The organism is Microbulbifer sp. CAU 1566, assembly GCF_023156515.1.
GTDB lineage: Bacteria > Pseudomonadota > Gammaproteobacteria > Pseudomonadales > Cellvibrionaceae > Microbulbifer.
Genome location: NZ_JALNMG010000008.1, coordinates 39,265 through 55,636, shown reverse-complemented (window position 1 = coordinate 55,636; position 16,372 = coordinate 39,265). Strand labels below are relative to the sequence as shown.

The following is a 16,372-nucleotide window of genomic DNA, read 5'->3' as shown; positions in this document are numbered from 1 at the left end:
TAAGCCCATACATTTCTTCAGGCTTAGCCATTATTCAGCTCGCAATCGTTCTTCCAGGTTGTTCAATCTTTCCGGGGTGCCCACATCGCACCAGTCGCCTTCATAGACTTCCGCCTGCATTTTGTCTTCGTTGTGGGCGAATACTTCGCCCAGGCCGTAGCGTTCGCGCGCATTCGGGTAGCTGGTGAGAATCTCGGGGCGCAGGTAGCTGATTCCGGCGAAAGTGAATCTGGGCTTGGCGGTGCCGGAGAGCAGGCCGTTTTCGATTCCGAAATCCCCCTCGGGGTTGTGGGGCGGGTTGGGCACCATCAGCAGGCGTCCGGGGACGCTTGCAGCTAGTGGATTGGCGATCCAGCCGGAGAAGTCAAAGTCACACCAGACATCGCCGTTGACCACCAGAAATGGCTCGCTACCAAGTAAAGGAAGGGCTTTGGTGATACCGCCAGCGGTTTCCAGGGGATCGTGCTCTTCCGAGTACTGGATTTCCACACCCCAGTCGTCGCCGCTACCCAGGTGGTCGCGGATCTGGCTGCCGAGATGGGCAAGGTTGATGACCACTTTTTTCACACCGGCGCCGGCGAGACGCTCGATGGCGTATTCGATCAACGGCTTGCCGAGAACCGGAATCAACGGTTTGGGCGTGTAGTCGGTGAGCGGACGCATGCGTTTGCCGAATCCGGCGGCGAGGAGCATGGCGACAGGCGGTTGTTGGTTGCTAGTCATTGTGCAATCACTGAGGCAGTTCCGTTTCGACAGCGCTCCGCTCGCCGGCGGTGTGGTAGTCGCGATACCAGTCCTGTTGCTCGATCAACGGTAGGATTTCAGTGCGGAACCACTGGCCGAAGGGCTGCATTTCGTCATATCGATCACACACTTCCAGGGTATAGCGGATCACCAGTGGCAGGTCCGGCAGATAACCGTGTTTGCCGTCGCGCAGGTAGAGGCGTGGGAAGAGGCCGAGCACTTTGAAGTGGCGCTGCAGGCCGATCCAGTCGAACCAGCGCAGAAAGGTCGCCGGGGCAACTTCGGGGATGACGCCGGCGTCCATGGCGCTGGAGGCGTAGGCCAGGGTCCAGTTTTCTACCTGTTCGCGGGGCCAGCGGATGTAGCAGTCTTTCAGGAGGGATGCGAGGTCGTAGGTGACAGGCCCCCAGACAGCGTCCTGGAAGTCCACCACACCGGGGCGTTCGCCGTCGCGAATCATCAGGTTGCGACTGTGGTAGTCGCGGTGCACCAGTACCTGAGGCTGGGCGCAGGCGCTGTCCAGCAGGTGCGCAAAGGTACGCTCCAGCAACTGATTTTCCTGCTCGCTCAGTTCACGCCCCAGCAGTTTGCCGATCAGCCACTCCGGCAGCAGGCGCATTTCCATGTGCAGCAATTCGCGGTTGTATGGAGGGAACATGCCTTCGGCGCGCTGGATCTGCTGCAGGCACAGCAATTCATTCATGACTTCGGCGTAGAGGCCGGAGACGCTGTCGGGGTTCAGCTCCCGCAGCAGCTGGGTATCCCCCAGATCTTCGAGCAGCATATAGCCGTGTTCGATATCCGCGGCGATGACCAGTGGCGTATGAATGCCATTGCGGCGCAGGTAGTCGGCAAGCGCTACGAAGCGGTTGACGTTGGTTTTACTCGGCGGCGAATCCACCGCGATCAGCGAGGGGCTGGTATCGGTGCGGAAGTAACGGCGGAAGCCGGCATCTCCGGACAGCGGCTTCAGCCCGAGGGTGCTCTCAAGCGGCGCGACTTGCAGGCCTTCGTGGCCAGACTGCAGGGCACGGGCGGCCCACTGGCGCAGCTGCTCGCGGCGCTCATCGGGAACCGGGTTTACACATTCATTCATCCGTTACCTGCTTTCACTCGACAACTTTTTTCGACAACTTTCGATAACTTACGACAACTTTCCGGCGCGGTTGCTCGCTGACCGCCTAAAAACTGCGCATTGTAACTGCGCTGGCGGCGCGGTTCACCCGCTATTGTTTCCATGGTCACGGCCATTCAAGTAGAATCGACCGCTGATTTTTGCGCATCAGCCCTGCCGGCGCTGCCTGAAATTCCAGTCATTGTCACAATTGATGGCACAATCAATGCCACAAACGTTGCATAAACGTTGTCACATGAACTGGATACCCGGGCGTTCAGGCTGCGCAATCGCGATATGGATCGCGCAATCTCGCCAACGGAACAGACTCTAAAGATAGCCGGAACAAATCACTCGATGCTGGAAGCTTCCCGCTGGCGCCGTCTCGCGCTGGCCATTGGACAATTATCACGCCCGCGCACTCTCGCTTTCGGCCTGCTCGCCGCCCAGCCCCTGTGGGCTCAGGCAACCACTGCGGCGGAAGCCGAAGATACTGTGCCGCAACCGGAAGACAATCCCTACCTGTATCTCGACTGGTTCCCCAAGAGCCAGCTAGATCCACTGACACGCGAGCAACTGGGGCCGGTTTGCGGCGGCATGTTTATCGAACCGGTGCGCAACTACCCCAATGCCGACATGCTGCCGGAAGAAGCGCCACTGCGCGCCACCGCCGACAGCTCCGACTGGCTGGAAGACGGCACCGCCCAGTTACGGGGCAAGGTCCACATTACCCAGGGTAACCGCCAGCTGTTCGCGGATCAGGTGGATGTCAACCGCGAAGAAAGTACGGCCTATCTGAGCGGCGCCATCGAAATGCGCGAGCCCAGCCTGCTGGTGCGCGGCAAGGCGGCAGAGATACACACCGACAGTAAAGCGGCCTCTATCGAAGACGCCACCTATGTAGTCCACGACGAATTTGTCCACGGCTCTGCCCGCCACGCATCCCGCGAGGCCAGCGGGGAGCTGATTCTGACGGAAGGCAACTACACCCGCTGTGAACCGGACAACGTTTTCTGGCGAATGACCGGCGGCGAGATCACCATCGACAATGTGGAGCGCCAGGGCACCGCGCGCAATGTGCGCCTGGAAATTGCCGACGTGCCGGTATTTTACTTCCCCTACCTGCGTTTTCCGGTGGGTACCGATCGCATGTCGGGCTTCCTCTTCCCCAGTATCAGCAATGACGAAGACAACGGCTGGGATATCGCCGTGCCCTATTACTGGAACATTGCGCCGCAGATGGATGCCACCATCACCCCGCGCTATATCCAGTATCGCGGCACCGGACTGGAGCTGGAAACCCGCCACCTGAGTTCCTGGTTCAATACCGAAATGCGCCTCGCCGGCCTGCCTGACGACAAGGGCGGCAATGACGACGAGGCCAAGAAGCTGATCAATGACGGCTTTCCGGAAGACCTGGTACTGCCCGCCAAGGGCGAGGACCGCTGGCTGGTCAACCTGGAACAGCAGGGCGGCAATGGCGGTATCTGGCGGACCAATATCGACTACACCAAGGTCAGCGACGCCGACTATTTCCGCGACCTGGACACCGCCAATATCAAGGTACGGGACAATGTGCGCGCCTCTGCAGAGACTGCACTCAACCAAACTGCCGAGGCCCGCCTGACCACCGAGCACTGGAGCGCCAGCCTGCGGGCCCAGGAGTACCAGCAGCTGGTGAAGGACCGCTTTGACGCATACAGCCAGCTGCCCCGCCTGAATGTGGACGGCAACTACAAATGGGGCGACTGGCAACTGCTGATGCAGAACGAGGTCACCAGCTTCGACCACGCGGAAGCCCAGACCATCAGGTTCATTGCCGACACCAATGATCCCAACAGCGAGAGAACCATTACCGCCAATTTCATCAATGCGCGCCGCGCGCACATGGAATACAGCTTCGGCTGGGACAAGCAGTGGCTGTGGGGCTTTTTCACCCCCCGGGTCACCGGTATTTACCTGGGCTACGATCTCGACAAGACCTTTCTGACGGATCCCACCCAGAACACGCCCGAGACCTCTGCCGGCCAGGTTTCATTGGACACCGGCCTGTTTTTCGAGCGCGACAGCCAATTATTCGGCTTCGACTATGTGCAGACTCTGGAGCCGCACCTGTTCCTGCTGGCCAGCAGTGATGCCGACCAGGAGCAATTCCTGGGCGTCAGTGACACCCCGGACATTGACGCCCAAAGCAACAACCTGCTGTTCGATACCTCGCTGTTCACCTTCAGCTACGACCAACTGTTCCGCAGCAGCCGCTTTAACGGTAATGACCGCATCGACGACGCCGACCGCGCCGCCTTCGGCCTGACCACGCGCTTTGTGGACCCCGCCAGTGGCCGGGATCTGTTCACCGCCAGCGCGGGCCAGGTGTTTTATTCGGAAAGCGACCGCGTTGAACTGCGGGACTTTATCGAAGACGCTCCCCGTTCCGAATTCGCGGCGCGCCTGGAAAGCCGCCCCACCAATGACCTGCGCATCAGCAGCGAGGTTATTTACGACGACTCCGACCACGTGGTCGACCGCGGCAGCGTCACCCTGCGCTACTTCGATGAAGATTTTCGTCTGTTTAACGTCAGCTATCGCTACCTGCGCAATGAGGAAGTATTTGACGAAACCAACAGCTTCCTGATCCGCGGGCCGGTGAAACAGGGCGACATTTCCGCCGCCTGGCCGATCAATGCGCGCCTTTCCCTTCTGGCCCGGGCCAACTACGATTTCACCTTTGATCGGGAACTGGAGTACCTCGCAGGACTCGAATACGACACATGCTGCTACCGCACCCGGGTGCTGTGGCGCCGCGAACTGGACAATGACCTGGCCGATGTCGTTCCTCCCGAAGAGCTGGAATTTGACGAAGGCATCTATATTGAACTGCAGTTGAAAGGCCTGGCCGGCCTCGGCGGTTCCGTCACCCGTATGCTCAGCCAGGGCATTGCCAACTTTGAACAGAGAGAAGTACTGAAACAGTGATGACAATAATGCAAATGTTCAACGCCCCCCGCCGTGGCCTGCTGGCCCTGGCTGCCCTTGCCTGTTGTGCCCTGGCCATGCCCGCCCTGGCCCAGGTACAGAAGCTCGACCGCGTTGTCGCGGTGGTCGACGACGACGTGGTCATGGCCAGCGAGCTGCAGCAGCGCATGAACACCATCACCGCGCAGATCGCCGCGCAGAATGTACAGGCACCACCGATCGACATCCTGCGCCGCCAGGTACTGGAGCAGTTGATCGTCGAGCGCCTGCAACTGCAGATGGGCGCCCGCGCCGGCGTCACCATTTCCGACGAAGAACTGGATCAGGCCATTGCCCGGGTACAGCAGAATATGGGGGCCAGTCCGGAGCAGTTTCAGCGCAAGCTGGAGGCCGACGGCATCTCCAACAATGCCTTCCGCCAGCAGATTCGCCAGGAGCTGATCATCCGCCGGGTGGAACAGGGCAGTGTCAGCCGCCGGATCCAGATCACCGACCAGGACATCAACAACTTCCTGCGCTCCAAAGAGGGCGAGTTCTGGAAGTCGCCCCAGTACCAGCTCGGGCATATCCTGATTGCGGTGGGCTCCAGTGCGCCGGCGGAAGAAGTGGCCGCAGCCCGCGCCAAGGCGGAATCCATTTATGAAAAGTCCAACGGTGGCGAAGACTTCCGCGCCCTGGCCATCTCCAATTCTTCCGGCCAGAACGCCCTGCAGGGCGGTGACCTGGGCTGGCGCAAGACCGTGGAACTGCCCACTCTGTTCGCCGATGCGCTCGAGGGCCTCAAGGTAGGCGACACCACCAAGCCCTTCCGCAGCGACGCCGGTTTCCACTTGCTCAAGATCCACGAGCAGCGCGGCGCTACCGAGCAGGTGGTAGAGCAGACCAAGGTACGCCACATCCTGGTGAAAACCTCCGCCATCCGCGACGACGATGCCGCCTACAAACTGCTGATGGACCTGCGTGGCAAAATCGAAGCCGGCGACCTCAAGTTTGAAGATGCCGCCAGAGACAACTCCGAAGACATCGGCACCATGCTGCAGGGCGGTGATCTGGGCTGGTCCAACCCCGGCCAGTTTGTGCCCGAATTCACCCAGGCGATGAACAACACCCCCGCCGGTGAAATGAGCATGCCCTTCCGCAGCCAGTTCGGCTGGCACCTGCTGCAGGTAGAAGGCCGCCGTCAGCAGGATATGACCGACCAGTACATCCGCAACCAGGCCGCCAACCTGCTGCGCAACCGCCGCTATGAGGAAGAGTTGCAGAACTGGCGCCAGGAAATCCGCGACCAGGCTTTTGTGGAAATCAAACTGCCAGAGCTGAAAGACCCCGCCGCGGCCGACAGTACTGAAAAAACCGAAGAACAGTAACGGTCAATGATTCCTCGCATTGCCTTCACCCCCGGCGAACCCGCCGGGATAGGCCCGGAGCTGGCGGTCAAACTGGCCTGCTCCGCGCGCACCCCCGACATTGCCGCTGCGCAACTTGTCGCCATTGCTGACCCGGATCTACTGCAGCAGGAAGCCGCCCGCCAGGGCAAGACTCTGCAACTGCTGCCCTTCCAGCCTGACCTCGCGGCAGAAGCCACCCCGGCCGACAGCCTGCACCTTCTTCCGGTATCTCTGGCGGAAACCGCCGCACCCGGGCAACTCAATGCGGCCAACGGGCCCTATGTGCTGGAAACCCTGCGCCGCGCCGCGGATGGCTGTATAAACCGCACCTTCGATGCCATTGTCACAGGCCCGGTACACAAGGGTGTGATCAACGATGCCGGCGTGCCCTTCAGCGGTCACACCGAGTTTTTTGCGGAGCAGGCCGGGGTAGACAAGGTGGTAATGATGCTCGCCGCCGAAGACCTGCGGGTAGCACTGGCCACTACCCATTTGCCGCTAAAGGATGTCAGCGATGCGATCCAGGGGGAATCCCTGCAACAGGTCCTGACCATTCTGCACCGCAGCCTGCAGCAGCAGTTCCGCATCGAGCAGCCACGTATCGGTGTTTGCGGGCTAAATCCCCATGCCGGCGAAGGCGGACATCTGGGCCGGGAAGAGATTGACGTGATCGAGCCCGCCCTGGACACCCTGCGCGCGCTCGGCCTCAACCTGATCGGCCCGCTGCCCGCCGACACCCTGTTCACACCGCCGCAACTGGCGCGCTGTGACGCCGTATTGGCCATGTACCACGATCAGGGCCTGCCAGTGTTAAAATTCAAGGGATTCGGCCGCGCGATCAATATCACCCTGGGACTGCCTTTTATCCGCACCTCCGTGGATCACGGCACCGCACTCAATATTGCGGGCACAGGCATTGCCGACACCGGCAGCGTCATTGCTGCCCTGAGCCAGGCCATCGAGCTGGTGAAGCTGCGCCAGATTTAAACGTTCAGGCGCACTATCACCCGAATTACCCAAACAATCGAACACGAATTCATGGACAATTTTTTCCAGCACAAAGCCCGCAAGCGCTTCGGCCAGAACTTTCTTGTAGACGAGAACATCATCGAGCGCATAGTGCGCGCCATAGGCCCCAAAGAGACCGACAAGCTGGTCGAGATTGGCCCAGGCCAGGGCGCCATCACCGCACTGCTGCTGGCCCGCTGCCCGTCGCTGACGGCGGTGGAGCTGGATCGCGACTTGATCCCGATGCTGGAATTCAAATTCCGCGATTACCCGGACTTCACCATCATCGAAAAAGATGCCCTGAAGTTTGATTTTGGCAGCCTGGCCTCCGGCGAAGGTGAACAGCTGCGGATCGTCGGCAACCTGCCCTACAACATTTCCACCCCACTACTGTTCCACCTGCTGAGCTTCCGCGGCAAAGTGCAGGACATGCACTTTATGCTGCAGAAAGAGGTGGTGGATCGCCTTAGCGCGGTACCGGGCGTGAAGTCCTACGGGCGCCTCAGCGTCATGACCCAGTACTACTGCCGGGTGCAGGGGCTCTTTCCGGTACCACCGCAATCTTTCCGGCCAGCCCCAAAGGTGGACTCCGCCATCGTGCGCCTGGTGCCGCACCAGGCACTGCCGTACCCGGCGAAGGATGAACAGCTGCTGGAACGCATCGTCAGCGTCGCCTTCCAGCAGCGCCGTAAGACCCTGCGCAACGCACTCAAACCCCTGTTCCCGGACCTGGATCCTGACCAGCTGCCGGTGGATACCAGCCGTCGCCCGGAAACGCTGAGCGTGAAGGAGTATGTAGAGCTGGCAGATTTTTGCGGCAACCTGAATACGACCCAGAAGCCAGCGCAGTAAACGGGGCAGAGCATTGGCAACTTACGCAATCGGCGATATCCAGGGCTGCCTCGAGCCATTCCAGCGACTGCTGAAAAAGGTCCACTTCAACCCGGACAAGGACAAACTGTGGCTCGCCGGCGATATGGTGCACCGGGGGCCGGACAGCCTCGGCACCCTGCGCTTCCTGTACGAACACCGCAAGCAGATTACCGCAGTACTCGGCAACCACGACCTGCACCTGCTGGCCATTGCTCACGGCGCCAAACGGCTGACGGATAAAGAACACGACCTCGCGGAAGTCCTGCGAGCCAAGGATGCAGACAAACTGCTGAGCTGGCTGCAAAAGCAGCCGCTGATGGTGCACAAGAAAGTCAACGACAAGTACTTCTCCATGGTGCACGCAGGTATTCCCCCTATGTGGAGCATGAGCAAGGCACTGGAATTGGCGGGGGAGGTGCATCAGGCACTGCAGGATCCCGCCATGGCGGAGGCCTTTTTCTTTGGCATGTACGGCAACGAACCACACCTGTGGAACGATCACCTGATCGGTGTCGAACGGCTGCGCTCCATCACCAATTACTTTACCCGTATGCGCTTCTGCAAAGCGGATGGCACCCTGGACCTGATCACCAAACAGGGGCCACTGGCGGCACACCACGACTACAAGCCCTGGTTCAGCTATGCAAACCGCAAAACCAAAAACGACCGGGTAATCTTTGGGCACTGGGCGGCCCTGGAGGGGGAGGCACACACCAAAAATGTGTATGCCCTGGATACCGGCTGCGTGTGGGGCGGCTATCTCACCGCCCTACGACTGGAAGACGAGGCATTCTTCTGTGCGGATTGCACTTTTTAACCCCGCGCGGCACTTTTGTCGGTGTCAGCAGGGTCACAAAATACCGAGATAAAGCACCGCTACCGCCGCCACCAGGTTATTGCACAGGTGCAGCAACATCGGCAGCAGCACCGAGCCACTTTTCTCGCGGGCGAATCCAAGAAGCAGCGCCAGAGCGAAGATGAAACTCAGCTGGATCACGTTGTACTGCCCCCAGTGCAACAGGGTAAACAGTGTAGAGGTCAGCAGTAGAGTACCGCTGAACCCGAGGCGGGTATTTCTCCAGGCGCGAAACAGATATCCGCGGAACACCAGCTCCTCCAGCAGCGGTGCTGCAAACACCAATACCAGTGCCAGCAACAGATGTTTGCTGCCCGCGAGCATATGCATGAACTCGCCTTGCTCGACATCGAACACCTGAACCACGACCGCCTGCACCGCAAGAAATACCACCAGCAGGCCCACCCAGGGCAACGCCAGTTTCTGCGGAAATGAGCGAACCCCCAACGTCTGTCCCGCGGTCTGGGTTTTGAACCGAGCGACCAGCAATAACACCGGCAAAATCAGCGCAAACTGGGCCAGATACATCCCCGCCATCGCCGATGCTGTCCCCATATGCTCCATCACCTGGGCCTGTATCGCCACCGGGTCCACCGCCTCGCCCTGAGCGCCCAGCTGTGCACCGAGGTAACCACCGTAGCCACCGACATACAGAAACACGGCGACCAGATTCAGCAGCGCAAAAACCAGCAACCAGCCGGCCGCTCGCCAGGGGTTTGGTCCGGCCACGGGCTCAGGCGATGACGGGGTTTCGTCCAGTAGCCCGGCAGCGGGTGGTACAGCAGTGGGTTCCATAAGGTTTCCTTTCCATGTCGATTTACGATTCTATCTATGAATTCGCTATCTATTCGCTTGCTGCGGACCGATTACCCAAGCCGGCAAAGATACTGGCGCATAGATATACGAACTTGTTGTGCGAAATAGTTATGCGAATCGCCTTCCAAATCAAGAGTCCGACATTACAGGCTATTACACCGCGATCCCGGAAAGGCCTGTCAATTCGCGCCCTGTCCCCAAGGGTATACCCAACGGTGACACACATAAAAAACGGGCCCGAAGGCCCGTTTATTCCGAAGTGTAGTGCCCGCGCATTCGCAACCGACTTACTCCGCGTAACCGTTGGGATTTTGCGACTGCCAACGCCAGGTGTCGGCCACCATGCGCTTGAGATCGAACTCTGCTTTCCATCCCAGCTCACTCTCCGCGTACGCTGGATCCGCGTAGCATTCGGCAATATCGCCGGGACGGCGCGGAACAATATTGAAGGGAATTTCTTTGCCAGAAGACTCGGCAAAAGCACGGACGATTTCCAATACCGAGCTGCCGCGACCGGTGCCGAGGTTATAGGTGTAACAGCCGGCCTCGGTCTCCGCTTTCTGCAGCTTACTGAGCGCCGCCAGATGGCCGCGGGCCAGGTCGACCACGTGGATATAATCGCGCACACCGGTGCCGTCCGGGGTCGGGTAGTCGTCGCCGAAAACCTGCAGTTGTGGCAGGCGCCCCACCGCCACCTGCGCAACGTAGGGCAGCAGGTTATTGGGTATACCGGCGGGGTCTTCGCCGATGGTGCCGCTCTCGTGGGCACCGATGGGGTTGAAGTAGCGCAGCAGGCTGATTTTCCACTGGCTGCCGGGTGCCTTGCACAGGTCCTGCAGCATATCTTCCACCATCAGCTTGCTGGCGCCATAGGGATTGGTCGCACCGGTGGGAAAGTCTTCGCGGATGGGCACAGTGGCGGGATCGCCGTAGACGGTGGCCGAAGAGCTGAAGATCAGCTGGCGCACGCCAAACTCTTCCATCACTTCGCACAGCGTGAGAGTGCCTGCAACATTGTTCTGGTAATAGCGCAGAGGCTGGGAAACGGATTCCCCCACGGCCTTGAGCCCCGCAAAGTGGATCACGGCACTGACGGAGTACTGGCGAAATATTTCCCGCAATCCCTCGGCGTCGGCGATATCCACCTTGTGGAAAGGCACCGTTTTGCCGGTGATGGCCTCAACCCGCTGCAGAGCCTCTTCGCTGCTGTTGCACAGGTTGTCCACCACAACCGGCTCAAACCCCGCCTCGAGAAGCTCCACACAAGTGTGACTGCCAATATAGCCAGCGCCACCGGTTACCAGAATTTTCATGATCTTCCTTTTATGGTCGTATTCTTGTCGCGATATTCACTGCTTTTAACGGGGCCAGCTGGCTACCCAGAGGGCGTTAAAAGCAAATGAGGCATTTTACGCCGTAAACGGCTTTCGCAAAACTGACGCCAGAATCTACCCATCTTGAGCCCTTCCCCCATTGAAAGCCACAGCGGTGGCTATCCTGAAAGTGCGGGAACTGATAGCAGTCCCCCTGTTGCGACAGCAGCACCGTCGCGCAATCAATAGGTAATAAAGATAGCGTTCTCGCGCGTCAGCGCTCTTCAGCATTCGTTGCGAGAAGTATTCGCGGTCATCACTACGCTGCAGCGCGGTAGGCACTCCACGGCAGGAGGCCGGTTACTGACGCGGTACGCTACAGGGAGTCGTACACCATGTCGATATTCAATCACTACCTGGAACGCTACGAGTCGATTCAGGAGGAAGAACTCACCATCCAGGAGTACCTGGAGCTGTGCAAAAACGACCGCAGTGCCTATGCCTCTCCCGCAGAGCGCATGCTGATGGCGATTGGCGAAGCCGAGCTGGTGGACACCTCCCGTGATCCGCGACTGTCGCGCATCTTTTCCAACAAAGTGATCAAGCGCTACAAAGCGTTCAATGAATTTTATGGAATGGAAGAGGCCATCGAACAGATCGTCTCCTTCTTCCGTCACGCGGCCCAGGGGCTGGAAGAGAAGAAACAGATCCTGTATCTGCTCGGCCCGGTCGGCGGCGGTAAATCTTCCCTCGCCGAGCGCCTCAAGGCGCTGATGGAACAGATCCCGATTTATGCCATCAAGGGCTCACCGGTGTTTGAGTCACCGCTGGCTCTGTTCTCGCCCACCGAGGATGGCCAGATCCTTGAAGAGGATTACGGTATTCCACGCCGCTACGTGAACACCATCATGTCCCCCTGGGCGGTAAAACGGCTGCACGAGTACAAGGGCGATATCAGCAAATTCAAGGTCGTGAAAATTCGCCCCTCGATTCTCGACCAGATCAGCATTGCCAAAACCGAACCGGGCGACGAAAACAACCAGGACATTTCCGCACTGGTGGGCAAGGTCGATATCCGCAAGCTGGAAGATTTCCCGCAGAACGACCCGGATGCCTACAGCTTCTCCGGCAGCCTGTGCCGCTCCAACCAGGGCATGATGGAATTCGTGGAGATGTTCAAGGCACCGATCAAAGTGCTGCATCCACTGCTGACCGCCACCCAGGAAGGCAACTACAACAGTACCGAAGGCCTCGGCGCCATCCCCTTCAACGGGGTAATCCTGGCCCACTCCAACGAGTCCGAATGGCAGTCCTTCCGCAACAACCGCAACAATGAAGCTTTCCTCGACCGTATTTATATCGTCAAGGTGCCCTACTGCCTGCGGGTGAAAGAAGAAATCAAAATTTACGACAAACTGCTGGAACACAGCTCGCTGTCGAAGGCTCCCTGCGCCCCCGATACACTGCGCATGCTGGCCCAGTTCTCGGTGCTGTCCCGGGTCAAAAATCCGGACAACTCCAGTGTCTTTTCCAAAATGCGGGTCTACGACGGTGAGAACCTGAAAGACACAGACCCCAAAGCCAAAACCATTCAGGAATACCGCGACAATGCCGGTGTGGACGAAGGCATGAACGGCCTGTCTACCCGCTTCGCCTTCAAGATACTGTCCAAGGTTTTCAACTTCGATGCCACCGAGGTGGCCGCCAACCCGGTGCACCTGCTGTATGTACTGGAACAGCAGATTGAACAGGAACAGTTCCCGCCGGAAGTGCAGGAAAACTACCTGGGATTTATCAAGGAGTACTTGGCACCGCGCTATGTGGAGTTTATCGGCAAGGAAATCCAGACCGCTTATCTGGAATCCTATGCCGAGTACGGTCAGAACTTGTTCGACCGCTACGTGACTTATGCGGACTTCTGGATTCAGGATCAGGAATACCGCGATCCGGAAACGGGCGAAATCCTCGATCGTGCAGCCCTGAACGAGGAGCTGGAGAAAACCGAAAAACCGGCAGGCATTTCCAATCCGAAAGACTTCCGCAATGAGATCGTCAACTTTGTCCTGCGCGCCCGCGCCGGCAACCAGGGCAAGAACCCGGACTGGCGCTCCTACGAAAAACTGCGCGCTGTCATCGAGAAGAAAATGTTCTCTAACACCGAGGACTTGCTACCAGTAATTTCGTTCAACACCAAGGCATCGGCGGACGATCAGAAAAAACATGCAGACTTCGTCGACCGCATGGTAGAGCGCGGCTATACCGAGAAACAGGTTCGCCTGCTTTCCGAGTGGTACCTGCGAGTACGTAAATCGCAGTAAGTTCAGAGCGGTTTAGCGTCTCGAAGTCTTACGGTGATTGCCCTGCCACTGCGCGCAACGACACGCGCGCTGTGACAGGAGCGGGCACCGCAACATAAGGCAGTATTACAATGAGCTACATCATCGACCGTCGTCTGAACGGCAAGAAGAAGAGCACCGTCAACCGTCAGCGTTTCTTGCGGCGCTATAAATCCCATATCAAAAAAGCCGTCGGCGAAGCCATGAATAGCCGGTCCATTACCGACATGGACAAAGGCGAAAAGATCAGCATTCCCACCCGCGACCTCAACGAACCCATTTTCTCCAATGGCCGCGGCGGCCATATGGAACAAGTACTTCCCGGCAACAAAGAATTCATTACCGGCGACCGTATCCCCCGCCCAGGTCAGGGACAGGGGCAAGGCAGTGGCGGCAGCGGTGCCAGTGACAGCGGCGAAGGCATGGATGAATTTGCCTTCCAGATTTCCCAGGAAGAATTCCTCGACTTCATGTTCGAAGGCCTGGAATTGCCGAACATGGTCAAACGCAAACTGGCGGGTAACGAATCCTTCCAGGTCGTGCGCGCCGGTATTTCTAACGAAGGCACCCCCGGCCGGCTAAACGTGGTCCGCTCCATGCGCTCCGCCAATGCCCGCCGTATTGCCCTCAGTGGCGGCAAGCGTCGCAACCTGAAACTGTTTGAGCAGGAACTGGAAATAGAAGAAGCAAAAGATCCCGCGTTGCGCGACCAGCGCAGGGTGGATGAACTGCGCCTTAAAATCGAGGATCTGAGAAGCCGCGTCAATCGCATTCCCTTTCTCGACGACTTCGACCTGAAATACAACCTGCTGGTACGCCAGCCGCGCCCCCGATCCAAAGCCGTCATGTTCTGCCTGATGGATGTGTCCGGCTCGATGAACCAGGCCACCAAAGATATGGCCAAGCGGTTCTTCCTGCTGCTGTACCTGTTCTTGCAGCGCAGTTACGAATACACCGAGGTGGTGTTTATTCGCCATCACACCAGCGCCAAGGAAGTGGATGAACAGGAGTTTTTCTACTCCCGTGAAACCGGCGGCACCATTGTTTCCAGCGCACTGAAAATGATGCGCGACATCATGCGTGATCGCTATCCCGCCAGCGAATGGAATATTTATGGCGCCCAGGCGTCCGACGGCGACAACTGGAATGACGACTCCAGTACCTGCCACAAAATCCTGATCGACGACATCATGCCCCACGTGCAGTACTACTCCTATGTAGAAATTACCCCGCGGGATCACCAGGCTTTGTGGGATGAATACCAGAGTGTTGAACGGGCCTTCCCCGAGCACTTTGCTATGGAGCAGATTATCGATGTGCAGGATATCTACCCGGTATTCCGCCAACTCTTTTCACAGAAGGTTGCCGCCTGATGCTAGATACAGCGATCACCAACAAGCAGCCCATCTCCACCACTTCCGAGTGGACATTCGAACTCGTTCAGGAGTACGACCGGGAAATTGCGCTGCTGGCCAAGGAATTTGGCCTGGAAACCTATCCCAACCAGATAGAAATCATTAGCTCCGAACAGATGATGGATGCCTATTCTTCCGTAGGCATGCCGGTGGGTTACAACCACTGGTCCTTCGGCAAACAGTTCATCAGTGTAGAGAACAACTATCAGCGCGGGCGTATGGGGCTGGCTTACGAGATTGTGATCAACTCCAACCCCTGCATTGCCTACCTGATGGAAGAGAACACCATGACCATGCAGGCGCTGGTCATTGCCCACGCCAGTTACGGGCACAACTCTTTCTTCAAGGGCAATTACCTGTTCCGTACCTGGACCGATGCCAGCAGTATTATCGACTACTTGCTGTTCGCGAAAAATTATATTGCCCGCTGTGAAGAGCGCCATGGTGTGGACGAAGTGGAGGCGCTGCTTGACAGCTGCCACGCGCTGATGAATTTCGGGGTGGACCGCTACAAACGCCCCTACCCCATTTCTGCCCACGAAGAAGAGCGCCGCCAGAAGGAGCGTGAGGAATACCGGCAGCGGCAACTGAATGACCTGTGGCGCACCATCCCCAAAATGGGCGGTGCGGAAGAACAGGTTTACGCGCGGCGCTTTCCCGAAGAGCCACAGGAAAACATCCTGTACTTCATCGAAAAGAATGCGCCATTACTGGAGAACTGGCAGCGCGAACTGGTGCGCATCGTGCGCAAGCTGGCCCAGTATTTTTACCCGCAGCGCCAGACCCAGGTGATGAACGAGGGCTGGGCGACCTTCTGGCACTACACCCTGCTGAACGAACTCTATGCCCGCGGCAAGGTGACCGATGGCTTTATGATGGAGTTTCTGCAGAGCCACACCAGTGTCATCTATCAGCCGCCCTACGACAGCCCCTATTACAACGGTATCAATCCCTACGCGCTCGGGTTCAGCATTTTTACCGACCTGCGTCGCATCTGTGAAAATCCTACGGATGAAGACAGAGAGTGGTTCCCGGATATCGCCGGCAGCAACTGGAAGGAAACCCTGCAGTTCGCCATGCGCGATTTCAAAGATGAGAGTTTTATTCTGCAGTTCCTGTCCCCGAAGGTAATGCGGGACATGAAGCTTTTCTGCATTTCCGACGACGATCGCGAGAAGGAAATTGTGGTGAATGCCATCCACAACGAAGATGGTTATCGGGAGTTGAGGGCCAAGCTGGCGGGGCAGTACAACCTGGGGAATCGCGAACCGAACATTCAGGTTTATTCGGTGGACACCCGCGGCGACCGCTCAATGACGCTGCATCACACCCAGCACCAGCGGAGACCACTGGGCCGGGATACCAGCGAGGTTCTGCGTCACCTGCACCGCCTGTGGGGATTTGACGTGCACCTGCACAGCCTCAACGGTGATGACATTACCGCGAGCTTCCACTGCCCGGAAATGGGCAGAGACAGATCGGAGGAAGAAGAATCCATGCTGGTGCCCAAGCCGATGTGAAAATCGGCCCGGGGTC

At 58.3% G+C, this 16,372-nt stretch carries 12 protein-coding genes; 8 read left to right on the top strand and 4 right to left on the bottom strand.

What is annotated here, in order from left to right:
* Positions 1 to 30 precede the first annotated feature (30 nt).
* Together murU and M0G74_RS17330 are read right to left on the bottom strand one after the other, a co-directional pair.
* A complete protein-coding gene (gene murU / locus M0G74_RS17335; protein WP_248219974.1) occupies positions 31 to 723 on the bottom strand; it encodes an N-acetylmuramate alpha-1-phosphate uridylyltransferase MurU in 693 nt (230 codons plus the stop codon).
* A 7-nt stretch (positions 724 to 730) separates the two neighbouring features.
* The gene (locus M0G74_RS17330; protein ID WP_248219971.1) at positions 731 to 1,840 is read right to left on the bottom strand and encodes a phosphotransferase; all 1,110 of its coding nucleotides are present in this window, start codon (positions 1,838 to 1,840) and stop codon (positions 731 to 733) included.
* 375 nt (positions 1,841 to 2,215) lie between these two features.
* Between M0G74_RS17330 and M0G74_RS17325 the strand changes: the two genes are divergently transcribed.
* The 5 genes from M0G74_RS17325 to M0G74_RS17305 are packed head-to-tail and all read left to right on the top strand — an operon-like array spanning position 2,216 to position 8,917.
* Positions 2,216 to 4,831 (top strand): LPS-assembly protein LptD, encoded by a 2,616-nt coding sequence (locus tag M0G74_RS17325; protein ID WP_248219968.1) that lies wholly within the window; start codon positions 2,216 to 2,218, stop codon positions 4,829 to 4,831.
* Positions 4,831 to 6,198 carry a peptidylprolyl isomerase gene (locus tag M0G74_RS17320; protein WP_248219966.1) on the top strand — a complete coding sequence of 456 codons (1,368 nt, stop codon included), beginning with the start codon at positions 4,831 to 4,833 and terminating at the stop codon, positions 6,196 to 6,198. Before M0G74_RS17325 ends, M0G74_RS17320 begins: the two co-directional genes overlap by 1 nt.
* A 6-nt stretch (positions 6,199 to 6,204) precedes the next feature.
* Positions 6,205 to 7,206, top strand: a complete 1,002-nt coding sequence (pdxA, locus tag M0G74_RS17315; RefSeq protein ID WP_248219964.1) for a 4-hydroxythreonine-4-phosphate dehydrogenase PdxA — start codon at positions 6,205 to 6,207, stop codon at positions 7,204 to 7,206.
* Between the two features lie 51 nt (positions 7,207 to 7,257).
* Entirely contained in the window at positions 7,258 to 8,079 is an 822-nt protein-coding gene (gene rsmA, locus M0G74_RS17310; RefSeq protein ID WP_248219962.1) for a 16S rRNA (adenine(1518)-N(6)/adenine(1519)-N(6))-dimethyltransferase RsmA, read from the top strand.
* A 13-nt stretch (positions 8,080 to 8,092) separates the two neighbouring features.
* Entirely contained in the window at positions 8,093 to 8,917 is an 825-nt protein-coding gene (locus tag M0G74_RS17305) for a symmetrical bis(5'-nucleosyl)-tetraphosphatase (RefSeq protein WP_248219961.1), read from the top strand.
* A 33-nt stretch (positions 8,918 to 8,950) separates the two neighbouring features.
* Here the strand turns inward: M0G74_RS17305 and M0G74_RS17300 are convergent, their stop codons facing one another.
* Both M0G74_RS17300 and galE read right to left on the bottom strand, forming a co-directional pair.
* On the bottom strand, positions 8,951 to 9,751 hold the full coding sequence (locus M0G74_RS17300) for a CPBP family intramembrane glutamic endopeptidase (RefSeq protein ID WP_248219958.1): 801 nt from the start codon (positions 9,749 to 9,751) through the stop codon (positions 8,951 to 8,953).
* Between the two features lie 308 nt (positions 9,752 to 10,059).
* On the bottom strand, positions 10,060 to 11,085 hold the full coding sequence (gene galE, locus M0G74_RS17295; RefSeq protein ID WP_248219956.1) for a UDP-glucose 4-epimerase GalE: 1,026 nt from the start codon (positions 11,083 to 11,085) through the stop codon (positions 10,060 to 10,062).
* A gap of 395 nt (positions 11,086 to 11,480) precedes the next feature.
* Between galE and M0G74_RS17290 the strand changes: the two genes are divergently transcribed.
* The 3 genes from M0G74_RS17290 to M0G74_RS17280 all read left to right on the top strand — a co-directional run bounded on the left by M0G74_RS17290 (position 11,481) and on the right by M0G74_RS17280 (position 16,356).
* The gene (locus tag M0G74_RS17290; RefSeq protein WP_160151480.1) at positions 11,481 to 13,403 is read left to right on the top strand and encodes a PrkA family serine protein kinase; all 1,923 of its coding nucleotides are present in this window, start codon (positions 11,481 to 11,483) and stop codon (positions 13,401 to 13,403) included.
* Positions 13,404 to 13,513: 110 nt separating this feature from the next.
* Complete coding sequence (locus M0G74_RS17285; protein WP_248219954.1) at positions 13,514 to 14,794, top strand: YeaH/YhbH family protein; 1,281 nt, start codon at positions 13,514 to 13,516, stop codon at positions 14,792 to 14,794.
* Positions 14,794 to 16,356 (top strand): SpoVR family protein, encoded by a 1,563-nt coding sequence (locus M0G74_RS17280; RefSeq protein ID WP_248219952.1) that lies wholly within the window; start codon positions 14,794 to 14,796, stop codon positions 16,354 to 16,356. The genes M0G74_RS17285 and M0G74_RS17280 overlap by 1 nt, the downstream gene beginning before the upstream one ends.
* Positions 16,357 to 16,372: the final 16 nt, after the last annotated feature.